The sequence below is a fragment of the Neisseria montereyensis genome, assembly GCF_024834045.1.
Taxonomy (GTDB): domain Bacteria; phylum Pseudomonadota; class Gammaproteobacteria; order Burkholderiales; family Neisseriaceae; genus Neisseria; species Neisseria montereyensis.
This window is the reverse complement of record NZ_JANUXW010000006.1, coordinates 44884-70103: the sequence shown is the minus strand read 5'-3', so window position 1 is coordinate 70103 and position 25220 is coordinate 44884. Positions and strand designations below refer to the sequence as shown.

Genomic DNA, 25220 nt, shown 5'->3' with positions numbered 1-25220 from the left:
GTTTGTTCGGTCGTTAAAAATATTCTGAATAATGTTTTGTCGCGCTATTTGATTTTTTATTATCGTACTGAAAACTGAAATGGTTTAACAAAGTAATTTTCCTTATCGATTCACTGATTTTTTCTTTTTTATAAAAGAATTTTTTTATTTTTCTAAATTTATTATTATCTTTTAAAACTTTCTTTTCGATAGCTGAAATAATGCGCGGTTCCTTTGATAGAAGGCCGGCGCGACGATTCATAGAAAATATTGGTATAGATTCATTTAGGGGTTTATCTTTTATAACAGATTCAACCCAGTTTAATAAAATTGGAGGAGATGCACTGTCAGGCCAATATTTATTTAAATATTCAGTTACGATTTTAATTTGTCGAACTGTATTTTTATGTACGTTATTGTCATGTAGTCTGTAAAAAACACTTGGCTCTTGAATAAGTTTAAAAGACCAGCCTTTATGATTGAGTAAATATTTAAATAATTTGGTGCGTAAAACAATATCGTCACCTGTCATATCTTCATCAAAACCACCGATTTCATGAACTAGGTTAGCTCTAAAAATACTGCCTTGAATATAAAAACCGCCAAAATGGGAATATTCAATATTTAAAAGATCTTGGATGGAAACATCGGTTTTATTTTTTAGAGGTAGGTGAATAGATGTATTTATTAAAAAACCATCATCATTAATCGGATAAGCATCAGTGGATGCAATAAATGCCAAGTTTTCACTTTGAATCATTTGATGGATTTCTGATAACACGACTTTAGGGTTAAAAACATCGTCTAAAGCAATAAAAGTTACCAAATCACCGGAAGCTTTAGCTAAAGCCCTATTAAAATTTTTACCGATATTCCCTGTGTTTTCTTGGGCGATAACGGTTAAAGGGAACGGGGTGGTTTTACTCAGTTCATGCAATAATTCCGAGCTGTTATCCGATGAACCGTCATCAATGGCGATTACTTCAATATTGGGGTAATCAATTTTAGCAATAGACGCTAAATTTTCTTTAAGAAAATGTGCGTGGTTGTAGCCTAAGCAGCAAATAGATAATAGGGGGCTATTCATTATAATAATGCTTTTTCATTAATGATTAAATTGGTTGCAAATCCCGATAACCCGATTGATTTCTTCCTCTGTTATAACCGGGCTGATGGGTAGGGAAATAACTTCCTTATGAATGGATTCGGTAATCGGTAAACTTAATGTGTCCAAATATTCATAACATACTTGTTTGTGCGGCGGAATGGGATAATGAATAATGGTTTGTATGCCATGTTGATTCAGGTATTGCTGCAATGCATCGCGTTTAGCGCTTCTAATCACAAATAAATGCCACACATGGGCGGTTTTTTCAAATATATGAGGCAAAACAATATGGGGATTGCGGATGCCTTGGATATATTTATCGGCCACGGATTGTCTGAGTTGAATTTCGTTTTGCAAATATTTTAATTTCACAAGCAGCATGGCGGCCTGAATTTCGTCCAATCTGCTGTTGGTGCCGCGATAAATATTTTTATATTTCTCGTGAGAACCATAGTTTCTTAAGGCTCTCAATACTTCATCAAGTTCTTTATTATCTGTTGTAATTGCACCGCTATCACCTAAAGCCCCCAGATTTTTTCCGGGATAAAAACTAAAAGCACCGGCATGCCCCCAACTGCCGGCTTTTTTATTGTAGATGTGTGCGCCATGAGATTGGGCGCAATCCTCTAAAACCAATAAGTTATATTCTTGGGCGATTTGCATAATAGCAGGCATATCTGCCAATTGCCCGTATAAATGAACAGGTAATATCGCTTTGGTTTTGGGCGTAATGGCTTCGGGGATTTTTTGAGGGTCAATATTGTAAGTATGAATATCCGGTTCTACCAAAACAGGGGTTAAGTTGTTTGCTGTAATAGCTAAAATGCTGGCAATATAGGTATTGGCAGGCACAATAACTTCATCGCTGTCTTCGATATAACCGAGCTCTTTCCACGCTTGAAGTACTAAGGTAAGCGCATCTAAACCATTAGCTACGCCAACCGCATATTGGGTACCGCAAAATCGGGCGAATTCGGCTTCAAAATTTTCTAACTCTCGGCCTAAAAGATACCAGCCGGAATCAATCACACGGGAACAGGCTTCTTTTAATTCTTGTTGATATTGTTCATTAATCTTTTTTAAATCAAGAAATTTGATCATATTCTTCCACTTTCCCAATCACTTTGGCCGGATTTCCGACAACAATACTAAACTCCGGTACATTCTTAGTTACCACCGCGCCCGCGCCCACCATAGCAAAACGCCCGATAGTAATGCCGGGAAGAATGGTTGCATTGGCGCCGATAGAGGCGCCTTCTTCAATAGTGATAACAGGAAAGTTGTCCGGATATTGTTTTGAGCGCGGATGTTTGTCATTGGTAAAAGTCGCATTGGGTCCGATAAAAACATTATCATGGATAATCGTGCCGTCCCATAAATAGACACCTGATTTTAAGGTAACATTATTGCCGATAGTAACATCGTTTTCTATAAATGTATGTGCGCAAATATTGCAATTATCGCCAATTCGGGCGCCTTTTAACACTACCGAGAATTGCCATATTTTTGTATTTTCACCTATAGATTGAGTGTGTACATCACTTAAAGGATGAATCATGGTCAGACTTCCGTTTTATTAACCGCATTTAAAAAATCATCATAATTTCTAATATAATCTGATTCGTCGTATAGTTCGCTAGCCAGTACCATTAAAACGCAATCTTCCGAGAAATCATGCATTTCCCGCCAAATATTAGACTCTATTAATAAGCCTTGGGCAGGGTTATCTAAAACCACATTGATTTTTTCTTTACCGTCATCTAATACAAAACGGCAAGAGCCCCTCACTGCTATGGCTACTTGCGATAAATGCTTATGAGCATGAAAGCCACGGGAAATACCCGGTTTTGTTCCATAAAGGTAATAAACCCTTTTGATTATAAAAGGAATATTTTTATCTTGCTCTAAAGCAATAAGCGAGCCTCTTTCGTCTCCATGGCTTTGCAAGGACAATAATTTTATTTTCATAAAAACCTTAAAAGATTTTAAGTATTAATAGACGGTAAATGAATAGCTTGATAAGGCGGCCGGTCAAAAACAAAATCCAACCAATTCTTAAAACCGTATTTTTTACGGATATGTTCTGGTAATTCTACATAAGGGGTATTTAAAAAATCAATTAATTGTTGATGGTTATTACCCGTCCATACCAAGATATTATCGGGATGGTAAAAATCATAATGTACCACCGTAGGGTTGGTTGTAATCAGCTTTTTCCGAAAACCAATGGCCTCAAAAGTTCTAAGCGATAAGCCGTAATGCTTGGTATTTAGAAAGTCTATTAAAACGCCGGCCTGTTTGGCCATTTCCAAATACTTAGGATAGGGAACGGCATGGTGCGAGGAAAAGCAGTGAACGCCGGTGAGATTCAACTCTTGCTGCACTGTTTCGGGATTCGGGCATGCTAATTGGAAATCTATCGGTAAGCCTGTTTTTTCTGCGGCAGCATGAAAGCTGCGTATATCTTCAACCCTGTTGGGCGAGTATGAACCGAGGAAAAATAAGCTGTTATTTGATTCGGTTTCGGTATCGTCATCAAAATAAAAGCTGGTGATGGGTTTGAAACCGTATTCGGGATAGCGGCCCATATCTTTCGGATCAAAAAAGTAGAAATGGTCAAAGTAGGGCAGTTTGTCGAAATCTTCTTTAAAAAAATCCAAGCTTTCCCAATTGTAGTGAACCATCACTTCCGCTTTATCCCTCATCATTTGCATAAGGGAGTTGGGAAAGTGTGCGGGCCAAAGGCATAAGCAATAGTCGGCTTTTTTGTCGATTCGGTTTAATTTGTCTTCAAATTCAGGTTTGACAACGCTAAACCGTAATTCTTTGCGGTAATTTTTATTTTTCAATAATGTGTAATGAAAAAACTTCTTCAGCATAGCCCAAAGCGACGGATAGCGGTATTTCGGCTCTTGATAAATAATCTCAATCACTTCAAAGCCATGAAATTTAAGGTTTCTGATAATGGCTTGTTCGATTCCCATCACGGGAGGCATGGCGAGAATAATTGTTTTGCTCATAGCGGCAGGCTTATTTTGGAATGGGGTTCGATATCTAAAATATAGTTTATCCAATTGGAAAAGCTGTATTTAGTGCGGATTTCTTCCGGTACGGGGTGCATGGGCGTGTTGAGGAAGTGATGGATTTCATGCCAGTTTTGATTATTTAATATCAATATATTGTCGGGGTGGTAAAAATCATAGTGTGCAACGTCGGCGTTGGTGGTAATCAGTTTTTTATTGAAACCTAAGGCTTCAAATACCCGAAACGAAAGCCCTTTGTGTTCGCTAACCACAAAGTCTACCAGTACTTTGCTTTGTAAGGCGCGTTGTTGATTGGCGGCAAAACTTAGCGGTTGTTTGATTAGATTGATATTGTGTTGCGGATAAAGTTGTCTGCCCTTTTTGGGGTTTCTTTTCCACGCAATATTAAAATCTATTTTCCAATTGTGTTGTTCGGCTATTTGGGCGAAGCGGTTGATAAATGCTTGGCGGGAAGGTACATGAACGCCGATAAAATAGAAATCATTTTCGGTTTGGGGCAGGGGTTCGGTTAGTTTATGGTCGAAATAGAAATTGGTGGCCGGTAAAAAGAGGTGTTTATTTTTGGCCAAATCATCGGGGTCGAACACATAAAACCGATCAAAGGCATCGATTAAAGGGTATATGGCGGGGCAACGGTGTAACCCGTCGAATTGGTAATTCACAATGCCGTTGCGGCTCTGGCCGCGTATAAATTCTAAAAATGTTTTACTGTAAATATCGCCGCTGATAAATAGGGCATAATCCAACCCGCCTGCTTGTTCGATTTTTCGGGCAATATTTTTCTGAAGAACTTGCCATTGAAGTTGTTTTTTTGCGTAGGTGTCTTTGCATATCAGTTTGCGGTATTTGACATATAAGTGACTATGAAAAGACGGATAACGGAAAGATAAGCTGTCTTCTATTATATTGATAACATGGAAACCTTTAAACCGTAGGTTTGCTTCAATGAGCTTGTAAAGTTCGGATACTTCGGGCATGCCTAGTAAAATTGTTTTTGTCGCCATATAAATTTTTGGAATGAATATTAGTGCTTGAAACGGTTTTTCAAAATAACGTAGGCCGGTTCCCATTGATTAATTTTATGTGAGGTATGGGTATTGTTATTGGTTGGATTGTTTTAAATATAATTATTGGGGTTGTTTATGGCCTCAAGCTATGCAGCCATTGCTCGAAGGCCGTCTGAAACACCGGATTCAGACGTTGTTGGATGGCAGGTGTGTTTGCAGTATGGTAAAAGCCGTTTTCATCTTCGATGCCGAGTGTGAGGAAGTAGTCGGTTAAAAAGCTGCCGTAGCCTTCTTCATCGTCGTTGTAATAGTATTGTGTGAAGCGGTTGCCTAAGTCGTTGAAGCAGGTTTCATCTATGCCGCCTTTTAATTGGTTGAGTACGAATTCGGCACCTGAAATAGCGCCGCGTTGCAGTGCTTCGAATTGCGGCAGGCTTTCGGCTTCGGGGCTGTGTAGGTCTTGCGATACGGCCCAAGCGTAGTAATAGCCGATATGGTGGGCGGCATTGGTTTCAGGTAGGTCGGCAGGGTAGTTTTCTTCGGTATGAAAAGAAATATGGTCATACATGGCACACGGCTTTCAGACATTTTGTAGGGGTGATTATAACATTGTTGCCAATAGCAAAAGCCCGACTGAAAAATTTTTTCAGTCGGGCTTAAAATTTGCAATGCTTTTTTCTCAAGCAGAGATTATTTCGTTGCCGCGCGTGCTTCTGCCAACCATTTATCTACGGTATCACGGTGGGCTTTAATCCAGTTGTCGGCATGTTGCTGAATTTGCTCGGGGCTGCTTTCGCCATCGGCAATCAGGGTATTTTCAGCATTTACGTCTTCAAGGGGAAGCTCGGCAATGGCAAATAATTTGGCTGCCGCCGGGTTTTCGGCTGCAAAGGCTTTATTGGCAACGATGCGCTCGCTATTCACGGCAAAGCCATAGTTTTTGCCATCGGGTGCGGTGGTGTCTTCATTTCTGGGGTTGGCGCTTGAAGGCACTTGCAGCCATACGACATCTTTACCCGGTACTAATTTGCCGGATACCCAATAGGGTGTCCAAGTATAGTAAAACACCGGTTGGCCGTCGTTATAGCGGGTGATGGTATCGGAAATAATCGCAGCATATTGGCCTTGTTTGTGGGTAATATTGTCGCGCAGTTTAAAAGCGTCAAGCTGATATTCGATAACGGCCTCACATCCCCAGCCTGCTTGGCAGCCGGTTAAATCGGCCTTGCCATCGCCGTCGGTGTCGAATAATTTGGCGATTGCAGGATCTTTAAATTGTTCGATATTAGTAATATTGTATTGGTCGGCAGTTTTTTTATCGATGAGGTAGCCTTGTGCAGCACCGCTGATATAGTTGCCTTCGCGGTAGAATTTGTCATCACCACCGGCATTTTTATACATTTCGTTGTGCAGCGGATCCCAGTTAACAGTGTGATAAGTGGCATCGCCATTGGCAATGGCGGTATAGGCGGCGCTGTAATCTACTTCTTTAACCGGCTGAACATCATAGCCCAACTCTTTCAGCAGGTTGTTAATCACCAGTGTTTGGAAACTTTCTTCGGAAATCGGGCTGTGCAATGCCTGTACGCTCACACCTTTACCGGGTTGGCTTTGTTCGGTGGCCGTGTCGTTGGAAGACTGGGCGGCCTCTTGCGGTTGGTTTCCACAGGCGGATAAACCGAAAGCAAAGGCGGTAGCCATTAGGGTTAATGATAAAGTTTTATTCATATTCTTACTCCTTTGTAGGTTTATTGAATGTATTTAATGAGAAATAGTGTTGTTTAAAATTAGTTGGTGCTTTTGCTTCTAAACGGGCGTGTCAGCAAGCCGACGGGGCCGGTGTGATACCAGCGGTTTACACGGCTGCGGTTGCTTTGGCCGAGTGATTGGGTCATGCGGTCGAGCACGATGGCCATAATCACAATACTCAAGCCGCCGATAGAAGCCAAGCCGATATCCAAGCGGCCGATACCGCGCAATACCATTAAGCCCAAGCCGCCTACTGAAATCATGGAAGCAATTACCACCATAGAAAGGCTGAGCATCAGGGTTTGGTTTACGCCGGCCATTATGGTTGGCATGGCCAATGGCAGTTGGACTTTAAACAGCATTTGTTTATTGTCTGCGCCGAATGAATGGGCGGCTTCGATTAAGTCTTCCGGCACTTGGCGGATACCTAAGTTGGTTAGGCGGATAACGGGCGGAACGGCAAAAATAATGGTGACCACCACACCGGGTACATTACCGATACCGAACAACATCACAATCGGCACCAAATAAACGAAAGCGGGTGTGGTCTGCATGGCATCTAAAATAGGGCGTAAGACTTTGGCCAGTTTTTCACTGCTGGCCATGGCAATGCCGGTGGGAATGCCGATTAACATACAGAAAAGCACGGTGGTAATCACCAGCGATAAGGTGGTGACCATTTCCGACCATGCGCCGATAAAGCCGATAAACAGCATGCCGATGAGTGTGCCTAAAGCCAGTTTTTTGCCGGATAACTGCCAAGCCAGAAGCACCATAATGGCAACCAGCGCCAATGCAGGCAGGGATTGTAAAGCACTTTCGATAGAGGATAGCGTCCAATCGACAGGGGTTTTGATGGCCGAAAAAAAGCCGCGGAAATTTTGTACGATCCAGCCGACAATTTGCTCTACCCATTTGTCTAACGGGATTTGTGCGTGGTCGAAAGGGTGTAGTAAAGAAAACGGTTGTTCGACGGCATCGCCGGCGGAAAGTATGGAAGAGGTATCGGTTGCCTGTGATGCGGTGCTTACTGCTGAAGCGGCATTGTCTGCGTCGGCGGGGGAAGCACTTCCCCAAGGATTACTGGCCATTATTGTTTGTCCTTTCTTAATATTGTGGCGGACAGAAAGTATTGAATATCTGTTATGCGGATTATCGGCGGGCCGTCTGAAAAAGAGGCCGTCTGAAAAAGTTTTTTATGCTTCGGTTGCTTTGGCTTCTTCGGTTTCCGGTTCTTCAGGTGGGCTTAATGTTTCGAGTAGTACCGCTTTGCTGATGGAGCCGACATGCCGTCCATCGGCATCGACAATCGGAACGGGGCAGGGGAAACGGGCGGCAGTGTTAAACATATCGCGTATCGGTGTATCAGCAGGCACTGCTTCCAAATCCGGCAAAACGGCCGATTGAATCGGTTTTTCTTTGGTGATGGCTTCTTTAAGCGATTCAACGGAAATAACGCCCATAAAATGTTTGTCTTCATCCAGCAGGAAGCCGTAGTCGCGGTCGTTTTCGCTCATGCGTTTTAAAAAACTGCGCATATTGGCTTGGCCGGCACGGTGCGGGAAAGTCAGTTGGGTACGGCGTGCCAAATCACCGGCGGTATAAACTTGGGAAACATTGACTTCTTTGAAAAACGAACGGACATAATCATTGGCCGGTTGTCTGAGAATTTCATCGGGGGTGCCGACTTGTACGACAGAGCCGTTTTGCATAATGGCAATACGGTTGCCGATGCGCATGGCTTCGTCTAAATCATGTGAAATAAAAATGATGGTGCGTTTGTCGCGAGCTTGCAAGTGAATCAGCTCGTCTTGCATTTCGGTACGAATCAGCGGGTCTAGTGCGGAAAAAGCTTCATCCATTAATAAAATAGCGGGATCATTGGCTAAGGCGCGTGCCAAGCCGACACGTTGGCGCATACCGCCGGATAATTCGTCCGGATAACTTTCCCCGTATGCCCCCAAGCCGACCTGATCCAAGGCAACTTGGGCGCGCTCGTTTCGTTCGGCTTCCGGCACGCCGGCAAGTTCAAGGCCAAAGGCAACATTTTGGCGGTTGGTTAAATGCGGCATGAGTGCGAAAGATTGAAAAACCATACTGATTTTTTCACGGCGCACTTGCCTTAACCGTGCATCGCTCATGGCAACGACATCTTCACCGTCAATCAATACCTGCCCTTGGCTAGGCTCAATCAAACGGTTAAATAGTCTGACTAATGTGGATTTTCCTGAGCCGGATAAGCCCATAATGACAAAAATTTCACCTTCGTAAATTTCAAGGTTGACATCGGCAACGGCGACGGTACTGCCGGTTTCGGCAAAGATTTCTTCTTTTTCCAATCCTTTGCTATGCAGTTTGAGTGCTGCTTTGGGGTTCGGGCCGAAAATCTTATAAAGATTTTTAACCGTAAGCTTGGCTTGGGTAGATTGTTCAGACATTTCAAAATTCTAGTTGGTTGTTTATTCTATAAGATTACAGAATTTCGAGTGATTATTCAAGTATAAACATTGAGTTTTTCAATTCATTTCCGTGTTTTTGAGTGTCAAAAACTATGAAACAGCTTGGGTTTTAATATGCCAATTCAGACGGCATGATTATAATAATATTTTATATAATCATTTATTTATGAAATTTAATTTATTTTTTAAAATAAAAATATATTTTCGATACTTATTTTAAAACAATTTATTTTCATTCAAATATGAATGTTATCTGTTTCTGAGCATATAGGGGTAGGTGGGCTGCATATAGAGATGGGGGAGTGTGGTTTACTAAAAATGAAAAAATTTCATTTCCAAAGGAATAGGGTGGTTATAAGAAAAAAATAATAAAATAAAAAATCGGAGCAGATGGATTCTGCACCGATTTCTATAGATTGGGTTTGCATTAATTTTTTTAAATCAAAGAGATGAAATTAACTATTCGCTTAATAATGCAATATCGGCCACTGCGTTCATCAGCTGCGCCAGTTGGTTGAGCAGATTGAGACGGTTTTGTTTCACTGCCGCATCGTCTGCCATCACCATAACATTATCGAAAAATGCATCCACCTGCGGCTTGATGGCGGCCAGCTCGGTTAAGGCCGTCTGAAAGTCTTGATTACCTAATGCCGCTTCAATCTTCGGCTGTAAAGCGGTTGCGGCGGTAAACAAGGCTTTTTCTTCGTCTTGCGCCAACAGATCGGCATTGACCGCGCCCAGTGCGCCGTCGGCTTTTTTCAATAAGTTTTGCACGCGTTTATTGGCGGCAGCCAGAGCGGCGGCTTCGGGTAGCTGTTTGAAAGCGGCAACGGCTTGCAATTTGGCGGTTAAGTCGTTTAAACGGCTTGGCTTTTTCGCTAAGATGGCCGCTACAATATCGTGCGGATAATCGTTTTGCAGCAATACGGCCAAACGTGCCTGCATAAAGTCTGCCACTTCTGCGGTGGTGTTTTCCGAAAGTTTGCCTTGCGGGAAGCTTTGATATACCACTTCTAATAGTTCGTTGATATCCAGATTGTTGTCCATCAGCATACGCAATACACCCAATGCGGCACGGCGTAGGGCGTAGGGGTCTTTATCGCCGGTAGGAATCAGGCCAATGCCCCAAATGCCGATTAGTGTTTCCAATTTGTCGGCCAATGCCACGGCGGTAGCGGTAGGGCTTGCGGGCAAAGCATCGCCGGCAAAGCGCGGTTGGTAGTGCTGTTCGATAGCATCGGCGATTTCATCGGTTTCGCCATCTAAGCGGGCATAATATTTGCCCATCGTGCCTTGCAGTTCGGGGAACTCGCCAACCATTTCGGTGACCAAATCGGCCTTGGCCAAGCGGGCGGCACGCTCGGCTACGGCGGCATCCGCTCCCAAGCCTTTGGCAATATAGGCGGCAATGCTTTGTAGGCGTTCGATACGCTCGGCTTGCGAACCGATTTTATTGTGATAAACCACATTGGCCAGTTTGGGCAGGCGGCTTTCTAAGGTGGCTTTTTGGTCTTGCTTGTAGAAAAATTCCGCATCGGCCAAACGGGCGCGCAATACACGCTCATTGCCTTGGATAATATGCGAAGGATCATCGGCTTCTAAGTTGGAAACCAATAAGAAGCGGTTAATCAGTTTGCCGTTTTGATCCAGCAGCGGGAAGTATTTTTGGTTTTGCTGCATGGTGAGAATCAGGCACTCTTGCGGCACGGCTAAGAAGTGGCCTTCAAACCCGGCTTCAAGTACAACCGGCCATTCAACCAAAGCGGTTACTTCGTCTAATAAGGCTTCATCGGCGGCTACTTGGGCATTCAGACGGCCTGCTTGTTCGGTTAAGGCCGTCTGAATCGCGGCTTTGCGTTCGGCAAACGAAGCAATCACTTTGCCTGCATCGCGCATTTGTTTGGCATAGTTATCGGCATTGGTTAAGGTGATGAGGCCGTCTGAAAGGAAACGGTGGCCGAGGGTGGTGTTGCCGCTGGTTAAACCCAATACTTCGGCCGGAACCGTGTCGGCGCCATGCATCACTACTAAACCGTGAACAGGGCGCACAAAAGTATGGGTGCTGCTGCCCCAGCGCATCACTTTAGGAATAGGCAGTTTTTTAATGGCTTGGTTTAAGATGTCGGCCAATAATTCGGCCAGCGCTTTACCTTGTTGGGTAAACTCATGCGCATAAACATCTTGTTTACCGTCGTGAATGATTTTTAGGTCGGCAATATCGGCGCCGCAAGAGCGGGCGAAGCCTTCAAGGGCTTTGGTCGGCGCACCGTCTTTCATGGCATTGGCAACGGCAGGGCCTTTTTTCACAATATGTTGGTCGGCCTGAACCGCTTTAACATTTTTCACTTGTACGGCCAAACGGCGCGGTGAGGCATAAGCGGTATATTCGGTTTCACCGTCGATTAATTGCGCTTTGGCCAAGCCTTCGGCAACGGAAGCGGCTAGGTGGTTGCCCAGTGTGTTGAGTGCTTTGGGCGGCAACTCTTCGGTGCGGAGTTCGATTAATAGGGTTGAGGTCATTGTTAAGACTTTCTGTATACATTTATGTGTTTTCAGACGGCCTGTTTTATTGAATAGGCCGTCTGAAAATCAATTTAAGCAGCTTGATTTTTAATCAATGGGAAGCCTAGTTTCTCACGGCTTTCAACGAATTTTTGTGCCACGATGCGGCTTAAGGTGCGGATACGGCCGATATAGGTTGCCCGTTCGGTCACGGAAATGGCACCGCGTGCGTCCAATAGGTTGAAAGTGTGGCCGGCTTTGAGCACCAATTCGTAGGCGGGTAGTGCTAGGCTGGTGTCTTCAACGGCAAGCAGGCGTTTGGCTTGGGCTTCGTAGTCGTTGAATTGTTGCAGCAGCCAATCGGCATCGCTGTATTCGAAATTGTAGGTGGATTGTTCGACTTCGTTTTGATGGTATACATCGCCGTAGGTAACGGTTTGGCCGTCGGGGGTTTTCGACCATACGAGGTCGTATACGTTTTCTACACCCTGCAAATACATGGCCAAGCGTTCGATGCCGTAGGTGATTTCGCCGAGTACGGGTGAGCAGTCGATGCCGCCGACTTGTTGGAAATAGGTGAATTGGGTCACTTCCATGCCGTTGAGCCATACTTCCCAACCTAAACCCCAAGCGCCGAGAGTAGGGTTTTCCCAGTCGTCTTCTACAAAACGGATATCGTGTACTTTGGGGTCGATGCCCAATTCGCGTAATGAATCCAGATATTGTTCTTGGATATCGGCAGGGGCGGGTTTTAAGGCCACTTGGAATTGATAGTAATGTTGCAGGCGGTTGGGGTTGTCGCCGTAGCGGCCGTCTTTGGGGCGGCGGCTGGGTTGGACATAGGCGGCAAACCAAGGCTCGGGGCCGAGGGCGCGTAAACATGTGGCGGGGTGGCTGGTGCCGGCGCCGACTTCCATATCGAATGGTTGGATAATGGTGCAGCCGCGTTCGGCCCAGAAAGTTTGTAATTTGAAGATGATTTGTTGGAAGGTGAGCATGATGGCGTTCTGTCTGATGATTTTGTTGGAAATAAAAGATGGTATTCTACTGTTTCGCTGCTGGTTTGGGTAGGCTTGGCGGAACCTAAATGCTTTTTTATAGTCGATTTTTGAGTATAATGTGGCTGGTTTTTAATTGATTTATTTTTAGAGGGAATTAAGGAATGTCTGATAACGATAACCATAAAGAGCAACGGATTGGCTTATGGATTGCCGGCGGTGCTGCCGGGCTTGCTGTTTTATCGATTCTTTTCTATGCGGTATGGGGCTGGGAAAACGGTAAAATCGAAGGTTCTCCGGGCTATGATGCGGCAGCTTCCGAAGTGATGGTGGTTGAGGAGCAAGAGGTTATACCCGAACCGGCTGTTGTTAATGAGGATGCCAGCGAAGTGGAAGCATTGGCAGTTGTGCCCGAAGAAACAGCGGCATCTGCAGCATTAACCGATGCGGTTGCGGAGCAATTGTTGGCATCATCTGAAGAAGAGGTGGATAACGGTGCCGTAGTGGTTGTAGAAAATGGTGTGGTTAAATTTTATTTTGCTTCAGGAAAATCCGATTTAGCGGCTAATGCGCAAGACGCGCTGCAAGATGTATTGGCCGGTGTGAAAGAGGGTAAAAAAGCGGTGATTTCCGGTTTCCATGATGCCACCGGCAATCAGGCTCAGAATGAATCATTGTCTAAAGACCGAGCCTTTGCCGTGCGCAATGCTTTATTGGGCTTGGGCGTGCCGGAATCGCAAATCGAATTGCGTAAACCTGAAAATGCAACCGGTACGGGCAATCGTGCCGAAGCTCGCCGTGTAGAAGTGATATTGGAATAATTGGTTATAGTATTGCTATTGTAATTTATTTGGCAAATCGGGCGGTGGGCAAAATAATGTTCGCCGCCTGATTTTTTTATTTTGAGGTTTATGAGGGAATATTTTTTCAGACGGCCTTTGGTATCCTGTTTAGGATGGCTTGTAAGGATATGAAAACTTGAGATTGGCGTTAATATTGTCGATTCTTTTGAAGCTGTAAAATCAATATATAAAAAATCCCTGCATGGCAGGGATTTTTGAATAAGTTTCCAAAACAAATTAACGTTTGGAGAATTGTTTTGCACGACGTGCTTTGCGCAGACCGGGCTTTTTACGTTCAACTTCACGCGCATCGCGGGTAACGAAGCCGGCTTGTGAAAGTGTCGGTTTCAAAGCGGCATCATAGTCGATCAATGCACGGGTAATGCCGTGACGAATCGCACCTGATTGGCCGGTTTCACCGCCGCCGATAACATTCACTTTAATATCGAATGCTTCTGCGTTGTCAGTCAGAACCAAAGGTTGGCGCACGACCATGCGGCTGGTTTCGCGGGCGAAAAATTCGTCAACCGGGCGGCCGTTTACAATAATTTGACCAGTGCCTTTTTGTAAGAATACACGAGCCACTGAACTTTTTCGGCGGCCTGTGCCGTAATAGTATTTACCGTTCATGTCGTGTCCTTAGATTTCCAAAACTTTGGGTTGTTGGGCTGCATGACCGTGCTCTGAGCCGGCATACACTTTTAATTTTTTAATCATGGCGTAGCCTAAGGGGCCTTTGGGCAACATGCCTTTTACGGCTTTTTCCAAAACACGCTCGGGGAATTGGTTTTGCATTTCGGTGAAATTGCGCTCGTAGATACCGCCGGGGTAGCCTGAGTGGCGATAGTATTTTTTATCCAACGCTTTTTTACCGGTAACGCGTAATTTGTCTGCATTGATGACGATAATGTAATCGCCGGTGTCAACGTGGGGGGTATATTCGGGCTTATGTTTGCCGCGCAAACGACGTGCGATTTCTGCGGCAACGCGACCCAAAACTTTGTCTTGGGCGTCAACCACAAACCACTCGCGCTTTACTTCATGCGGCTTGGCTGAAAAGGTTTTCATAAGGGGTAATCCAGATAGATATAGAAAGCTGCCAATTTTATAGATGATTTTAGCGGCTGTCAATCTGAATAGATTTTCTCGGGCATGGATACGGGGCGCTATATGGCGGGTTTGCCACCGTTATGTTGTTTTTGCGGTGATAGAGAAAAAGCACCGTGTTAACACGGTGCTTTTAAAAGGGTATCCCCGCATATGCCGTTTCGGCTGAATCCGCTTGAACCTTGTAGACAAGGCGGTCACCACGGGCAGTTTCGGGTTCATCTGTGAAGACGCGCACGCCCACTGCAAACTCTCGGCAACCTTAAGCGAACGTATTGGTTCAAAGGAATATATGCCGTCGCGAACACCGCAGGGATATAAAAGTTTTAACACTTGTTTGATTCAGTTTATTTTTGATAAAACTTTTTCACAAGCATTAGTCATGTCGGTTATTTTACGCTCAAAATCACCGATTGCCAAATCATCTTTCATCGACATTTTTAATAAGTCGTGTACCAAGTTCAATGCGGCCATAATCAAAATCTTGTCGGTTTCGACGATACGTCCGTTTTGTCTAATCGTATTAAACTTTTCATTCAACATGTTAACGGCTTGCATCAGGGTGGCTTTTTCTTCTGTGGGGGTGCCGATGGTGAAGGAGCGGCCCATAATATCCAGATTCACTTGTTCGATACTCATGGTTTAGCCCTCTTGTATGGTTGTGGTATTTTCTTGCGGCAGGCGTGCCAACAGGGTGCGGAGGTGCTCGGCATTGGCAGCCAATGCGTCGCGGTATTTTTGGTTTTCGGCAGTTAATGCATCTATTCTGCTTTGCATTTCATCGGTCACTTCTTGAATCCGCTGTTCGGTTTCATTTTTGAGGTTGTGCATCTGCGCCATGAGTGCTTCGCTCAGTTCGTCTACTGCGGCTTCGTGTTCGTTTTTTTGTTGCGCTTGCGCCTCTTTTTGCTTGGCAATCGCTGCTTGCAGACGGGCAATTTCTTCCTGTTGGCGTTTGTTTTCACCTATTTGGGTTTCAAATTTTTGTATCAGTTGGTAAACGCCGGCTTCGAGTTTGTCTAGATACTGATTCATGTTGTACACCGCTCGGTTAATATGGGCGCAAGCATAGTAGGGATAAAAGATGCTGTCAAATAAGGCCGTCTGAACGCGATATTTTTCAGACGGCCTGCCGTATGGGTTGAACGATTATTCGAAACGGGCTTCGCGATCCATCAGGCGTTCGACAACCTGCTGCGGGTTGAGCTCTTTGCGTAAGAGTTGCAGTAGGGTATGCGTGATCGGCATATCGATTTGGTACTTGCACGCGGTATTGAAGACTTCTTCGATGGTGCTGACGCCCTCGGATACATGGCCGATTTCCAGCAATACCTGATGCAGATCTTTGCCTTCTGCCAAGCCCAAGCCGACGCGGCGGTTGCGTGAAAGCGCACCGGTACAGGTAAGAATAAGGTCGCCGATGCCGGCCAAGCCCATCATGGTTTTGGGGTGTGCACCCATGGCAACGGCCAAGCGGGTGATTTCGGCCAAACCGCGCGTTACCAAGGCTGCGCGTGCGTTTAAGCCGTATTCGAGGCCGTCTGAAAGGCCGGTGGCGATGGCCATAATATTTTTCACCGAACCGCCGACAGCCACGCCGATAACGTCTTCGCTGCCGTATAGACGCAATACATTGGTATTGAGGCTGCCCACCAATGCTTCAATCCATGCTTTGTTTTCAGAAGCCAATACCACGGCGCAAGGCAGTTGTTTGGCCAGTTCCTGCGCAAAGCTGGGGCCGGAAAGCATGCCGATGCGGTTGTTGTCCGGCAGCACTTCTTTCACCACTTGGAACGCCATCAATCCGGTATCTTGCTCAAAGCCTTTGCAGGCGGTTAATACCGGCAGGTGTCCGGCATTGTGTTCGGCCAGCAATTGTGCGCTGTCGCGCAAACCGGCAACGGACGTGGCGATTAAAACCAGTTCGCTGTCTTTTAACGCATCGGTTAAATCCGTGTGTGCGGTTAGGTTTTCGGGGAAAGCGAATCCGGGCAGGTGGTGTTTGTTTTCACGCTCTGCTTCGATGGTTTCGATGTGGTCGCGGTTTCGTGACCATAAAGCAACGCGGTGCCCGTGTAGGGCGAAGTGGATGGCTAATGCAGTTCCCCAAGAGCCTGCGCCTATAACGGTAATGTTCATGTCGGTTGTTCTCGCAGATGTAATGCCGTTTACTTTAAAACAATCATGCAGACCGTGCAAGCGCATGGGTTTGATGTGTTTCAAATGGTTGTTGTAAACAGCTGCAAAGTAGGGATGCTTAGGCCGTCTGAACAGTTTTCAGACGGCCTAAGCTCGGTAAACACGGTTAGGCAAGGATTTTGCCGACAATTTCGGCGGTATCTTTCGATAAGCCTTGTTGCGCCTGAATCCGTTTGAGTTGTTCTTTCATGTGTTGTTGGCGGACAGGTTCGAGTTTGTTGCAGATATTGAAGGCCTGTACCAAGCGGGCGGCAACTTGCGGGTTGAAGCGGTCGATTTCCATCACTTTGTCGGCGATAAAGGCATAGCCCGAACCGTTTTCGGCATGGAAATGGGGGATGTTACGGCTGAACGCACCCAGTAGCGAACGTGCTTTATTGGGGTTTTCCAAGCTGAATTTTGGGTGTTGCAAGGCCGTCTGAACTTGGGTGAGGGTGTCGCTGCGGCGGCTGGCGGCAACGAGCATGAAATATTTGTCCATCACCAAAGCATCTTCGCTGAATTTTTCAGCAAAGGCGGCCAGTAATTCGTTGCGCTTATCGCTTTCGTTGTGGTTGACGGCCGACAAGACACCCCATTCGTGGGTCATGTTTTGCGCCATAGCGGCATAGCGTTCGGCGACGGTGTCGATATGTGCCGGATCGGCGCGTAAGACAAAAGCGCGGCAGACATTACGCAAGCTGCGCCAGCCGGCCAGCTCGGGGCTGTATTCGTAGCGGGTGGCCGGGTCGGCTTGTTGCTCATGTTGCGCACCTTCGCTATTGAGGGCGTAAAAATAATCTTTGAAGCGGGTGGCGATAAGATCAAGCAGGGCTTCGCGGGCGTGGTGGATGCGCAAGGGGTCGATGGTGTTGCGGTCGGCCCATAATTCGGCTTCGTGTGGGATGCCTAACAGCATGGCTTTGAAACCGGCGTCTAAATCCGCTTTTAACACATATTCGACTGCTTGCAACAGCTTAGTGTGTTCCGGCAGCGGTTGCTTTTGTGCCAAAGCGGTTTCATTGGCGGCAATGGCGCGGCGGTATAGGGTTTGTCCGGCTTCCCAACGGGCAAAAGGATCGTTGTCGGCGGCCAATAAAACGCTTAAATCTTCGTCGCTGTATGGGTAGTTGAGGTGCACGGGGGCGGAGAAACCGCGCAGCAGCGAGGGAACGACTTGGCGGTTAACGCCTTTTAAAACGAATGTTTGTTCGGCTTCGGTAACGCGCAAAACGGTTTCGGTTTGCAAGGCATCGCTGTTGTCCAATCCGAATGCGACCGGTTGGCCGAATGAATCGGTTTCGGCGCTAAAGAGGGCGATTTTCACCGGTATCATCATCGGTTTTTTATCGGCCATATCCGGCGTGGCGGGAATGTGCTGTTTGATGCGGATAAGGTAGCCGCCGTTATTTTGCGCTTCGGTGGCAACGTCTAAAACAGGGGTGCCGGCTTGGCTGTACCATAGGGCGAATTGGTCGAAGTCGAAGCCGTTGGCATCGGCCATCGCGGCGCGGAAGTCGTCGCAGGTAACGGCTTGGCCGTCGTGGCGTTGGAAATACAGTTTCATGCCTTTTTGGAAGCCTGCTTCGCCTAAGAAAGTGTGGTACATGCGCACCACTTCCGCGCCTTTTTCATAAACCGTCATGGTGTAGAAGTTGTTCATTTCTTCGTAAGAAGCGGGGCGGACGGGGTGGGCGGTGGGGCCGGCATCTTCGGGGAACTGGTGCTGCCGCAACAGGGCGACGTTTTCGATGCGGGTCAGCATGCCGGCGCGGTCGGCTGAGAATTCCTGATCTCGGAAAACGGTCAGCCCTTCTTTGAGTGAAAGTTGGAACCAGTCGCGGCAGGTCACGCGGTTGCCTGTCCAGTTGTGGAAATATTCGTGGGCAATCACGCTTTCGATACCGGCAAAATCGGCATCGGTGGCGGTACGGCTGTCGGCCAAAACGTATTTGGTGTTGAAAATATTCAGGCCTTTGTTTTCCATCGCGCCCATATTGAAGTCGCCGACGGCGACAACCATGTAGATATCCAAATCGTACTCGAGATCGAAGCGGGTTTCGTCCCAACGCATGGCGTTTTTCAGCGATTCGACGGCAAATCCGGTTTTATTTTGGTCGGCTGCGGCGGTATAGAATTCGATGGCGACTGTTTTACCGCTGCGGGTGGTGAAGCTGTCGCTGGTTTTGGCCAAATCGCCGGCAACCAAAGCAAACAGGTAGCTCGGTTTGGCAAACGGATCCGACCATTTTACCCAATGGCGGCCGTCTGAAAGTTTGCCGCTGTCGGTTTTGTTGCCGTTGGACAGCAAAACGGGGTAGCGGCTTTCGTCGGCGGTGATGGTGGTGGTGAAAACCGACATCACATCGGGGCGGTCGGGGTAAAACGTGATTTTACGAAAACCTTCCGGTTCGCACTGGGTAAACAGGTTGCCGCCCGATGCATACAATCCCATTAGCGATTTGTTTTCAGACGGCTTGATGCGTGTTGCTACCGATAGGGTAAAGGCTTCGTGCGGCACGTTGGCGATGGTGAGTTTTTCGTCGGCCAGTGTGTAGTCGCTGACGTCGTTGCCGTTGATGCGGACTGATAGCAATTCGGCGGACCCGTCCAACACCAACGGGGCGCCGATGGTTTGCGGCACAACGGCCAAATCTGCTTGAACGGTGGTGTAGGGTTCCTGTATGTCGAAATGTAGGTCGGTGTGGGAAACGGTGTAGGCCGGAGCCTGATAGTCTTTCAGGTAATGTACGGTTTTGCTCATAAAGCGCTCTTCTATAAAATTCGGTGATGTCGGTATCGGGCGGTTTCAGGCGGTTATTTTCAGACGGCCTGTCGGTTTATGCCGTCGGCAGCCGCAGGAAGTGTTCGCGGTAATAACGCATTTCTTCAATGCTTTCCAAAATATCGTCTAAAGCCTGATGCGCGCCTTTTTTGACCACGCCTTTGTAAACGGCGGGGTTCCAACGGCGTGCCAGTTCTTTTAGGGTGGAAACATCCAGATTGCGGTAATGGAAGTAGGTTTCAAGACGGGGCATATAGCGCACCATAAAACGGCGGTCTTGGTGGATGGTGTTGCCGCACATCGGGGAAGTTTGGGCGGGAATCCATTCTGCCATAAAGTCCAATAGTTTTTGCTCGACTTCGGCTTCGGTGTGTTTCGATTCGCGCACCCGCTGCGTCAGCCCCGTGCGGGCGTGGGTGGCGGTGTTCCATGCGTCCATATTGTTTAGGATGTCGTCGCTTTGATGGATGGCATACACTTCGGATTGTGCCAATACGTTTAAATCCTGATCGGTAATAATCATGGCGACTTCGATAATTTTGTCGGTTTCGGGGTTCAGCCCGGTCATTTCCATATCGAGCCAGCAAAGATGGGTTGCGTTTTGAGTCATGTTTTCAGACGGCCTTATCTATTTTAATCAGCGCTTATTATAAAGGATTTATGGCTTGGAGGCCGTCTGAACATTTGAGGCGGATGTTTAAACGGTGGGTTCGCGCTCGCCGTTGTGGAATACCAGCACGTTTTCCGGCCAGCGTAGGGCGGCCAAAAAGAATTTGGATTGTTGCGGCGGTATGCCGCGTTTGCGGTCGCGCCAACGGGCGCCGATGGAAAAATCGACACAAAACACATTATTGTTTGCGCCGTGCCATGCGTTGCCGGCGGCAGGGAGGATGTTTTCCCTGTCGGAGGCGGGCGGTTGCGGGTAGCGGCTGCGCCAATAGTGGCCGATGAGCACCGGAATGTTTTCGGTATAGTCGTCCCACCAGCCGTATCGGGCGGTAAAACGCCAACGGCCGCCGGCATAAAAAGGCTTGGCGGCGAGGTGCTCGATGCCGCTGGTGAGGGCGCGGATGGGGTGGAGGCGGCTGCGGTTGAGTTCGTATTGTGCCGTAGCGGGCATGGCGGGCGGCAGGCGGTCGGCATCGTCGAGCAGCGGTTTATAGCGTTGCTGTTCGTCGAGATAATCGGCATACCAGTCGGCGGTTCGGAGTTGTTGTTTCAGTTCGTCATCAAAGCGGCGGTATTGTTCGACAATGCTTTCACCGTAAGCGGCATCGAGTGCCGGAAAGGTTCGGGCTATCCAAGCAGCATGGACAATGCGCAGGTCGTGCCGTTCGAGAATGAGCGGCTGTTCGGCCAACCAGTCGGTGAGTGCGGATTTTTCCGAGTCGGGAAGAATGTGCCACGGTGCGTAGCGTTCGGTGTCGGCGTTGCCGCGTTGGGGGAAAAACCAACCCGAGCCGTCTTTGGGGTCGGATACCAATAAATTCAGCTCGTGATTGCCGAGTACCATCAAGGCATTGCCGGCCTGATGCGCTTGGAAAAACCAGTTTAAAACCGCAGGGCTGTCGGGGCCGCGGTCGCATAAGTCGCCGACAAACACGATTTTCCTACCCTGCGGGTGGCTGCCGTCGCTGTTGTAGCCAAGCTGATGAAGCAGGGCTTGAAGCGGTTCAAGCTCGCCGTGTACGTCGCCGATAATATCCAGCGGCGTATCGGGTAGGGGTTGTCGGTAGCGGTAGGGCATGGTGCGGATTCTCTTGTTGTTATCCGTTATCGGGAATAGAAAAATGTAGAAGTCAGAACCTACATTTCAAACGTAAATTATAGCGCCAAACGGCTTGTTCGGCTGTTTTCGGTGGGTGAGGCCGTCTGAAAGGTATGGTTGATACGATAACGGTAAGTATAAAAAATCAGGCCGTCTGAAAAGGGATAAATGGCTTTTCAGACGGCCTGATTCGGTTGCGGATACGTTAGCCGGTATTGCGCAAACCTTGGGCAACGCCGTTAATGGTGAGATGCACCATTTGCAGCAGGCGCGGGTTGTCGGGGTCTTGCCGCAGCCGCTTGAGCAATGCGATTTGCAGGCTGCCGAGGGCGTTGAGGTAGGGGATTCTCAAGGCCAGCGAGCGTGCGAGGGTGCGGTTATCGCTGAGCAGTTCGTCGGCTTGCAGAATATCCAGTAAGGCTTGGCGGCTTTTGAGGTATTCGGTTTTGATTAGGCCGAAAATTTCCGCTGCCTGTTCGGGCGATTCGCTTAGGCCGGCGTAGTTTTCCGCCAGTGTTAAATCGGTTTTGGCCATTACTTGCTCCATATTCGAGAGCATGGCTTGGAAGAACGGATCGCTTTGTGCGTGTTGCTGTAAGTCTTTCAGACGGCCTTTGTCGGCTTGGCAGACTTCTTCGACCGCGCTGCCGAAGCCGTACCATGCGGGCAGCATCAGGCGGTTTTGCGCCCATGAGAATACCCACGGGATAGCGCGCAAATCCTGAATCCGCGCCAAGGTTTTACGGCTGGCCGGGCGGCTGCCGAGGTTGAGGGTGGCGATTTCCCGAATCGGGCTGGTTTGCAGGAAGTAGTCGATAAAGCCGTCACGGGTAATCAGGGCGCGATAGTGCTTAAACGCGCTGTCGGAAAGCGCCTGCATTAGTTGGCCGTCGGGTATTTTGTGTTGCGGCAGCAGGCTGGCTTCGAGGGTGGCGGCTATCAGTGTTTCAAGATTGCGGCGGGCATTGCCGGGTTCGGCGTATTTGGCGGTAATCACTTCGCCCTGTTCGGTAATGCGTATCTGGCCGGCGACGCTGTCGGCCGGTTGCGCCAGAATGGCTTGGTAAGAGGGGCCGCCGCCGCGCCCGACGCTGCCGCCGCGTCCGTGGAAAAGGCGCATGCGGATGCCGTGTTGTTTGAAGAGTTCGACCAAGCCTAATTCGGCCTGATAAAGCCCCCATGAGCTGCTGACATAGCCGCCGTCTTTATTGCTGTCGGAATAGCCGAGCATGATTTCTTGGATGTTGTCGCGGCCGGATAATAAATCGCGATACCACGGCAGGCTGAATAGGGTATTCATTACCGAGCAGGCGTTTTCTAAGGCTTCGATGGTTTCAAACAGCGGCACGATATTGATGCGGCTGTGTGGTTTGCCGTTTTCCAATGTGAGCAGGCCGCTTTCTTTCAGCAGCAATGCCAAGGCCAGTAAGTCGCTGGGCTGTTCGCAATTGGAAATAATGCTTTGGTTGATGGCGTGTTCGCCCAATTCGTTTTTGATTTTCCGGGCTTCTTGGAAAATAGCCAATTCGTGGCGGGTATGGTCGCTGTAATCGATATAGGGGCTGTATAGCGGCCGCTGGTGTTGCAGTTCGCGCAATAAAACCGTTTGTTTTTCGGCTTCCGATAAGGTTTCGTAGGCTTCTAACCCGGCTTTTTGAAACAATTCGGCCACGACTTCACCATGTTTGGCGGCATGTTGGCGCAGGTCGAGCGGCATCATATAGAAACCGAATACGGAAGCCATGCGGATTAAATCCGCCAAACGGGCATCTGCCAGCATACCGCTGCCGTTTTCACGCAATGAGCGGCTGAGGATTTCTAGGTCGGCGATAAATTCGTCGGCGTTGCGGTAGGGCTCCAATAGGCCGAAACGGCAACCCAGTGTTAAACCGATTTCATGACCGCGTGCAATCAGGCGCGCCATAATGTAGGCGATGGCACGGCGGTAGTGCTCTTCTTCATGCGCGATTTCGGTGTCGGGCGAGCGGGCGGATAGCGCCAACAGGGCTTCACTTACATCAACGCGGCGGATGGAAAGCGGCAGGTCGTGATACAGCGCGGCCAGTTCGCGGCGGTAATAATGGAAAACGGTGTCGGCATGCTGGGTAAAGGCATAGCGTAGGGTGTCGGCGGAAACAAAAGGGTTGCCGTCGCGGTCGCCGCCTATCCAGCCGCCGATTTGCAGAATATCGGGCACGCGGATTTTGGGATAGGCCGTCTGAAAAGCTTTTTCCATGCTGCGGTAGAGTTTGGGTAGGGCTTGGAAAAAACTGAGCGGGAAAATCGAAACGCCGTTGTTGATTTCGTTGTTGACGGTGATTTTGTAATGGCGGGTTTCGCTGGTTTGCCATAAAGCCAACAGGGTGGTATCGACTTCGCGTTGAAGTTCGGCCAAGGCTTCGGCACTGTTGCAATTTTCCCGCTTCGGCAATAGGGCGCTGATGCGGCGGTGGAAATTCAAGGTGGCCTGCCGTTGCACTTCGGTCGGGTGTGCGGTGAGTACGGCGGCAATGTGGGTGTGGTCGAGTTGTTGTTGAACCGTGGCGGCATCAATCTGATGTTCTTGCAGCTTGCGAACGGTATCGGCCACACTACCGGCCGCGGCATTACTACCGGCTTGTTCATGCGCCAAGCGGCGGCGTTCGTGGTGAACGTCTTCGGCAATATTAAGCATTTGCGAAAACATGCCGCAGGCGATAATCAGATTTTGCACTTGGTTTTCGTTCAGCAAAGGCAGCACTTCTTCGATAATAGGGCCGCTGTCGTTAGATGCTGCCAGTTTTTTAACGGCATCCAACACAATTTCGGTGGTTTCATTGTGCAACAGTTTGAATAAAGACTGTGTCAAAAATTCGACATCCCCTGCCAACGCGGTATCTTTGGGATGATTGAGTATGTGAAGCTGCATAGAGGCCTTTCTGAACGGAAAAAGTGCGGGAATTGTATAGCAAGGTTAAAGAAGAAACCATCACGGGCAACCATATCCGGAAAACATTTTTTGTAATATGATTGTTTATGCCGAATTGATATCGTTATTGTTGGATTTAATCAATAAATTTCATCACAATCAATGGTAATACCATAGTCGGCACCATTAAAATCACTTAAAATACACAAGCGTGCAGTCCATTTTCAGACGGCTGCAAGGCTAATATTTTGAAATACATTCAGGAAACGATCATGATTGACTTAACTCACTTCAACGAAAATAACGAAGCCCACATGGTGGATGTGGGCGAAAAAGCACCGACCAAGCGTACTGCCAAAGCCAGCGGCTATATTAATATGAGCCATGAGGCCATTCAATTTATTATTAAGGGCGCGGCTAAGGGCGATGTGCTCGGTATTGCCCGTGTGGCCGGTATTCAGGCGGCCAAGCAAACCGGTTTTCTGATTCCGCTGTGCCATCCGGTTGCCCTAACGCATGTGCGGGTGGATTTTGATGTCGATGTACAGCTTGCCCGTGTCAAAACCACGGTAACCGCCAGTACGGAAGGGAAAACCGGGGTAGAGATGGAAGCCTTGACCGCAGTTAATATTTCCCTGCTGACGATTTACGATATGCTTAAGGCGGTAGATAAAAACATGGTGATTTCACAAATTCATCTGGAAACCAAAACCGGCGGTAAAAGCGGAACCTTCGTATTCGACGACAGCCTTGAAAATTTAAATTATTAATCAATATAAATATACA

The 25220-nt window shown here is 47.8% G+C and carries 23 protein-coding genes and 1 other RNA gene; 2 read left to right on the top strand and 22 right to left on the bottom strand.

Annotated features, from left to right (window positions below; all coding sequences use genetic code 11):
- Positions 1-13 precede the first annotated feature (13 nt).
- The 12 genes from NXS09_RS07525 to glyQ all read right to left on the bottom strand — a co-directional run bounded on the left by NXS09_RS07525 (position 14) and on the right by glyQ (position 12846).
- On the bottom strand, positions 14-1066 hold the full coding sequence (locus tag NXS09_RS07525; RefSeq protein ID WP_259291938.1) for a glycosyltransferase family 2 protein: 1053 nt from the start codon (positions 1064-1066) through the stop codon (positions 14-16).
- 18 nt (positions 1067-1084) lie between these two features.
- Complete coding sequence (locus NXS09_RS07520; RefSeq protein WP_259291937.1) at positions 1085-2188, bottom strand: DegT/DnrJ/EryC1/StrS family aminotransferase; 1104 nt, start codon at positions 2186-2188, stop codon at positions 1085-1087.
- Positions 2172-2645 (bottom strand): acyltransferase, encoded by a 474-nt coding sequence (locus NXS09_RS07515; RefSeq protein WP_259291936.1) that lies wholly within the window; start codon positions 2643-2645, stop codon positions 2172-2174. Before NXS09_RS07515 ends, NXS09_RS07520 begins: the two co-directional genes overlap by 17 nt.
- A gap of 2 nt (positions 2646-2647) precedes the next feature.
- On the bottom strand, positions 2648-3055 hold the full coding sequence (locus NXS09_RS07510; RefSeq protein WP_259291935.1) for a sugar 3,4-ketoisomerase: 408 nt from the start codon (positions 3053-3055) through the stop codon (positions 2648-2650).
- Between the two features lie 17 nt (positions 3056-3072).
- Complete coding sequence (locus NXS09_RS07505) at positions 3073-4107, bottom strand: WaaS/CpsH family glycosyltransferase (protein WP_259291934.1); 1035 nt, start codon at positions 4105-4107, stop codon at positions 3073-3075.
- Entirely contained in the window at positions 4104-5135 is a 1032-nt protein-coding gene (locus NXS09_RS07500; protein ID WP_259291933.1) for a WaaS/CpsH family glycosyltransferase, read from the bottom strand. The genes NXS09_RS07505 and NXS09_RS07500 overlap by 4 nt, the downstream gene beginning before the upstream one ends.
- 136 nt (positions 5136-5271) lie before the next feature.
- A complete protein-coding gene (locus NXS09_RS07495) occupies positions 5272-5706 on the bottom strand; it encodes a DUF7832 domain-containing protein (RefSeq protein WP_259291932.1) in 435 nt (144 codons plus the stop codon).
- A gap of 122 nt (positions 5707-5828) precedes the next feature.
- Positions 5829-6866, bottom strand: a complete 1038-nt coding sequence (proX, locus tag NXS09_RS07490) for a glycine betaine/L-proline ABC transporter substrate-binding protein ProX (RefSeq protein ID WP_259291931.1) — start codon at positions 6864-6866, stop codon at positions 5829-5831.
- Between the two features lie 59 nt (positions 6867-6925).
- A complete protein-coding gene (gene proW, locus NXS09_RS07485) occupies positions 6926-7978 on the bottom strand; it encodes a glycine betaine/L-proline ABC transporter permease ProW (RefSeq protein ID WP_259291930.1) in 1053 nt (350 codons plus the stop codon).
- Positions 7979-8083: 105 nt separating this feature from the next.
- The gene (proV, locus tag NXS09_RS07480) at positions 8084-9325 is read right to left on the bottom strand and encodes a glycine betaine/L-proline ABC transporter ATP-binding protein ProV (protein ID WP_259291929.1); all 1242 of its coding nucleotides are present in this window, start codon (positions 9323-9325) and stop codon (positions 8084-8086) included.
- A gap of 480 nt (positions 9326-9805) precedes the next feature.
- The gene (glyS, locus tag NXS09_RS07475; RefSeq protein WP_259291928.1) at positions 9806-11866 is read right to left on the bottom strand and encodes a glycine--tRNA ligase subunit beta; all 2061 of its coding nucleotides are present in this window, start codon (positions 11864-11866) and stop codon (positions 9806-9808) included.
- Between the two features lie 74 nt (positions 11867-11940).
- The gene (glyQ, locus tag NXS09_RS07470; RefSeq protein WP_259291927.1) at positions 11941-12846 is read right to left on the bottom strand and encodes a glycine--tRNA ligase subunit alpha; all 906 of its coding nucleotides are present in this window, start codon (positions 12844-12846) and stop codon (positions 11941-11943) included.
- Positions 12847-13010: 164 nt separating this feature from the next.
- On the opposite strand from glyQ, the gene NXS09_RS07465 reads away from it, so the two are divergent.
- Entirely contained in the window at positions 13011-13667 is a 657-nt protein-coding gene (locus tag NXS09_RS07465; RefSeq protein ID WP_259291926.1) for an OmpA family protein, read from the top strand.
- 258 nt (positions 13668-13925) lie between these two features.
- Here the strand turns inward: NXS09_RS07465 and rpsI are convergent, their stop codons facing one another.
- From rpsI to ppc, 10 genes are all read right to left on the bottom strand, one after another.
- Positions 13926-14318 carry a 30S ribosomal protein S9 gene (rpsI, locus tag NXS09_RS07460; RefSeq protein WP_259291925.1) on the bottom strand — a complete coding sequence of 131 codons (393 nt, stop codon included), beginning with the start codon at positions 14316-14318 and terminating at the stop codon, positions 13926-13928.
- A gap of 9 nt (positions 14319-14327) precedes the next feature.
- Positions 14328-14756 carry a 50S ribosomal protein L13 gene (gene rplM / locus NXS09_RS07455; protein WP_259291924.1) on the bottom strand — a complete coding sequence of 143 codons (429 nt, stop codon included), beginning with the start codon at positions 14754-14756 and terminating at the stop codon, positions 14328-14330.
- Between the two features lie 179 nt (positions 14757-14935).
- Positions 14936-15114, bottom strand: a non-coding RNA gene (ssrS, locus tag NXS09_RS07450) — 6S RNA.
- 23 nt (positions 15115-15137) lie between these two features.
- Positions 15138-15434 (bottom strand): cell division protein ZapA, encoded by a 297-nt coding sequence (locus NXS09_RS07445; RefSeq protein WP_259291923.1) that lies wholly within the window; start codon positions 15432-15434, stop codon positions 15138-15140.
- Positions 15435-15437: 3 nt separating this feature from the next.
- Entirely contained in the window at positions 15438-15830 is a 393-nt protein-coding gene (locus NXS09_RS07440; RefSeq protein WP_259291922.1) for a hypothetical protein, read from the bottom strand.
- A 114-nt stretch (positions 15831-15944) separates the two neighbouring features.
- Positions 15945-16934 (bottom strand): NAD(P)H-dependent glycerol-3-phosphate dehydrogenase, encoded by a 990-nt coding sequence (locus NXS09_RS07435; protein WP_259291984.1) that lies wholly within the window; start codon positions 16932-16934, stop codon positions 15945-15947.
- 166 nt (positions 16935-17100) lie between these two features.
- Complete coding sequence (gene pepN / locus NXS09_RS07430; RefSeq protein ID WP_259291921.1) at positions 17101-19737, bottom strand: aminopeptidase N; 2637 nt, start codon at positions 19735-19737, stop codon at positions 17101-17103.
- Positions 19738-19813: 76 nt separating this feature from the next.
- Complete coding sequence (gene orn / locus NXS09_RS07425; RefSeq protein WP_259291920.1) at positions 19814-20368, bottom strand: oligoribonuclease; 555 nt, start codon at positions 20366-20368, stop codon at positions 19814-19816.
- Positions 20369-20455: 87 nt separating this feature from the next.
- Entirely contained in the window at positions 20456-21505 is a 1050-nt protein-coding gene (locus NXS09_RS07420; RefSeq protein ID WP_259291919.1) for a metallophosphoesterase, read from the bottom strand.
- A gap of 226 nt (positions 21506-21731) precedes the next feature.
- Positions 21732-24434, bottom strand: coding sequence for a phosphoenolpyruvate carboxylase (gene ppc / locus NXS09_RS07415; protein ID WP_259291918.1), 2703 nt, complete (start codon positions 24432-24434; stop codon positions 21732-21734).
- A 272-nt stretch (positions 24435-24706) separates the two neighbouring features.
- On the opposite strand from ppc, the gene moaC reads away from it, so the two are divergent.
- Complete coding sequence (gene moaC, locus NXS09_RS07410) at positions 24707-25204, top strand: cyclic pyranopterin monophosphate synthase MoaC (RefSeq protein ID WP_259291917.1); 498 nt, start codon at positions 24707-24709, stop codon at positions 25202-25204.
- Positions 25205-25220 lie beyond the last annotated feature (16 nt).

Bases quoted from the DNA above. Each gene is read 5' to 3' on its own strand.
- NXS09_RS07525 (WP_259291938.1), bottom strand. From the start codon at position 1,066: ATGAATAGCCCCCTATTATCTATTTGCTGCTTAGGCTACAACCACGCA.
- NXS09_RS07520 (WP_259291937.1), bottom strand. From the start codon at position 2,188: ATGATCAAATTTCTTGATTTAAAAAAGATTAATGAACAATATCAACAA.
- NXS09_RS07515 (WP_259291936.1), bottom strand. From the start codon at position 2,645: ATGATTCATCCTTTAAGTGATGTACACACTCAATCTATAGGTGAAAAT.
- NXS09_RS07510 (WP_259291935.1), bottom strand. From the start codon at position 3,055: ATGAAAATAAAATTATTGTCCTTGCAAAGCCATGGAGACGAAAGAGGC.
- NXS09_RS07505 (WP_259291934.1), bottom strand. From the start codon at position 4,107: ATGAGCAAAACAATTATTCTCGCCATGCCTCCCGTGATGGGAATCGAA.
- NXS09_RS07500 (WP_259291933.1), bottom strand. From the start codon at position 5,135: ATGGCGACAAAAACAATTTTACTAGGCATGCCCGAAGTATCCGAACTT.
- NXS09_RS07495 (WP_259291932.1), bottom strand. From the start codon at position 5,706: ATGTATGACCATATTTCTTTTCATACCGAAGAAAACTACCCTGCCGAC.
- proX (WP_259291931.1), bottom strand. From the start codon at position 6,866: ATGAATAAAACTTTATCATTAACCCTAATGGCTACCGCCTTTGCTTTC.
- proW (WP_259291930.1), bottom strand. From the start codon at position 7,978: ATGGCCAGTAATCCTTGGGGAAGTGCTTCCCCCGCCGACGCAGACAAT.
- proV (WP_259291929.1), bottom strand. From the start codon at position 9,325: ATGTCTGAACAATCTACCCAAGCCAAGCTTACGGTTAAAAATCTTTAT.
- glyS (WP_259291928.1), bottom strand. From the start codon at position 11,866: ATGACCTCAACCCTATTAATCGAACTCCGCACCGAAGAGTTGCCGCCC.
- glyQ (WP_259291927.1), bottom strand. From the start codon at position 12,846: ATGCTCACCTTCCAACAAATCATCTTCAAATTACAAACTTTCTGGGCC.
- NXS09_RS07465 (WP_259291926.1), top strand. From the start codon at position 13,011: ATGTCTGATAACGATAACCATAAAGAGCAACGGATTGGCTTATGGATT.
- rpsI (WP_259291925.1), bottom strand. From the start codon at position 14,318: ATGAACGGTAAATACTATTACGGCACAGGCCGCCGAAAAAGTTCAGTG.
- rplM (WP_259291924.1), bottom strand. From the start codon at position 14,756: ATGAAAACCTTTTCAGCCAAGCCGCATGAAGTAAAGCGCGAGTGGTTT.
- NXS09_RS07445 (WP_259291923.1), bottom strand. From the start codon at position 15,434: ATGAGTATCGAACAAGTGAATCTGGATATTATGGGCCGCTCCTTCACC.
- NXS09_RS07440 (WP_259291922.1), bottom strand. From the start codon at position 15,830: ATGAATCAGTATCTAGACAAACTCGAAGCCGGCGTTTACCAACTGATA.
- NXS09_RS07435 (WP_259291984.1), bottom strand. From the start codon at position 16,934: ATGAACATTACCGTTATAGGCGCAGGCTCTTGGGGAACTGCATTAGCC.
- pepN (WP_259291921.1), bottom strand. From the start codon at position 19,737: ATGAGCAAAACCGTACATTACCTGAAAGACTATCAGGCTCCGGCCTAC.
- orn (WP_259291920.1), bottom strand. From the start codon at position 20,368: ATGACTCAAAACGCAACCCATCTTTGCTGGCTCGATATGGAAATGACC.
- NXS09_RS07420 (WP_259291919.1), bottom strand. From the start codon at position 21,505: ATGCCCTACCGCTACCGACAACCCCTACCCGATACGCCGCTGGATATT.
- ppc (WP_259291918.1), bottom strand. From the start codon at position 24,434: ATGCAGCTTCACATACTCAATCATCCCAAAGATACCGCGTTGGCAGGG.
- moaC (WP_259291917.1), top strand. From the start codon at position 24,707: ATGATTGACTTAACTCACTTCAACGAAAATAACGAAGCCCACATGGTG.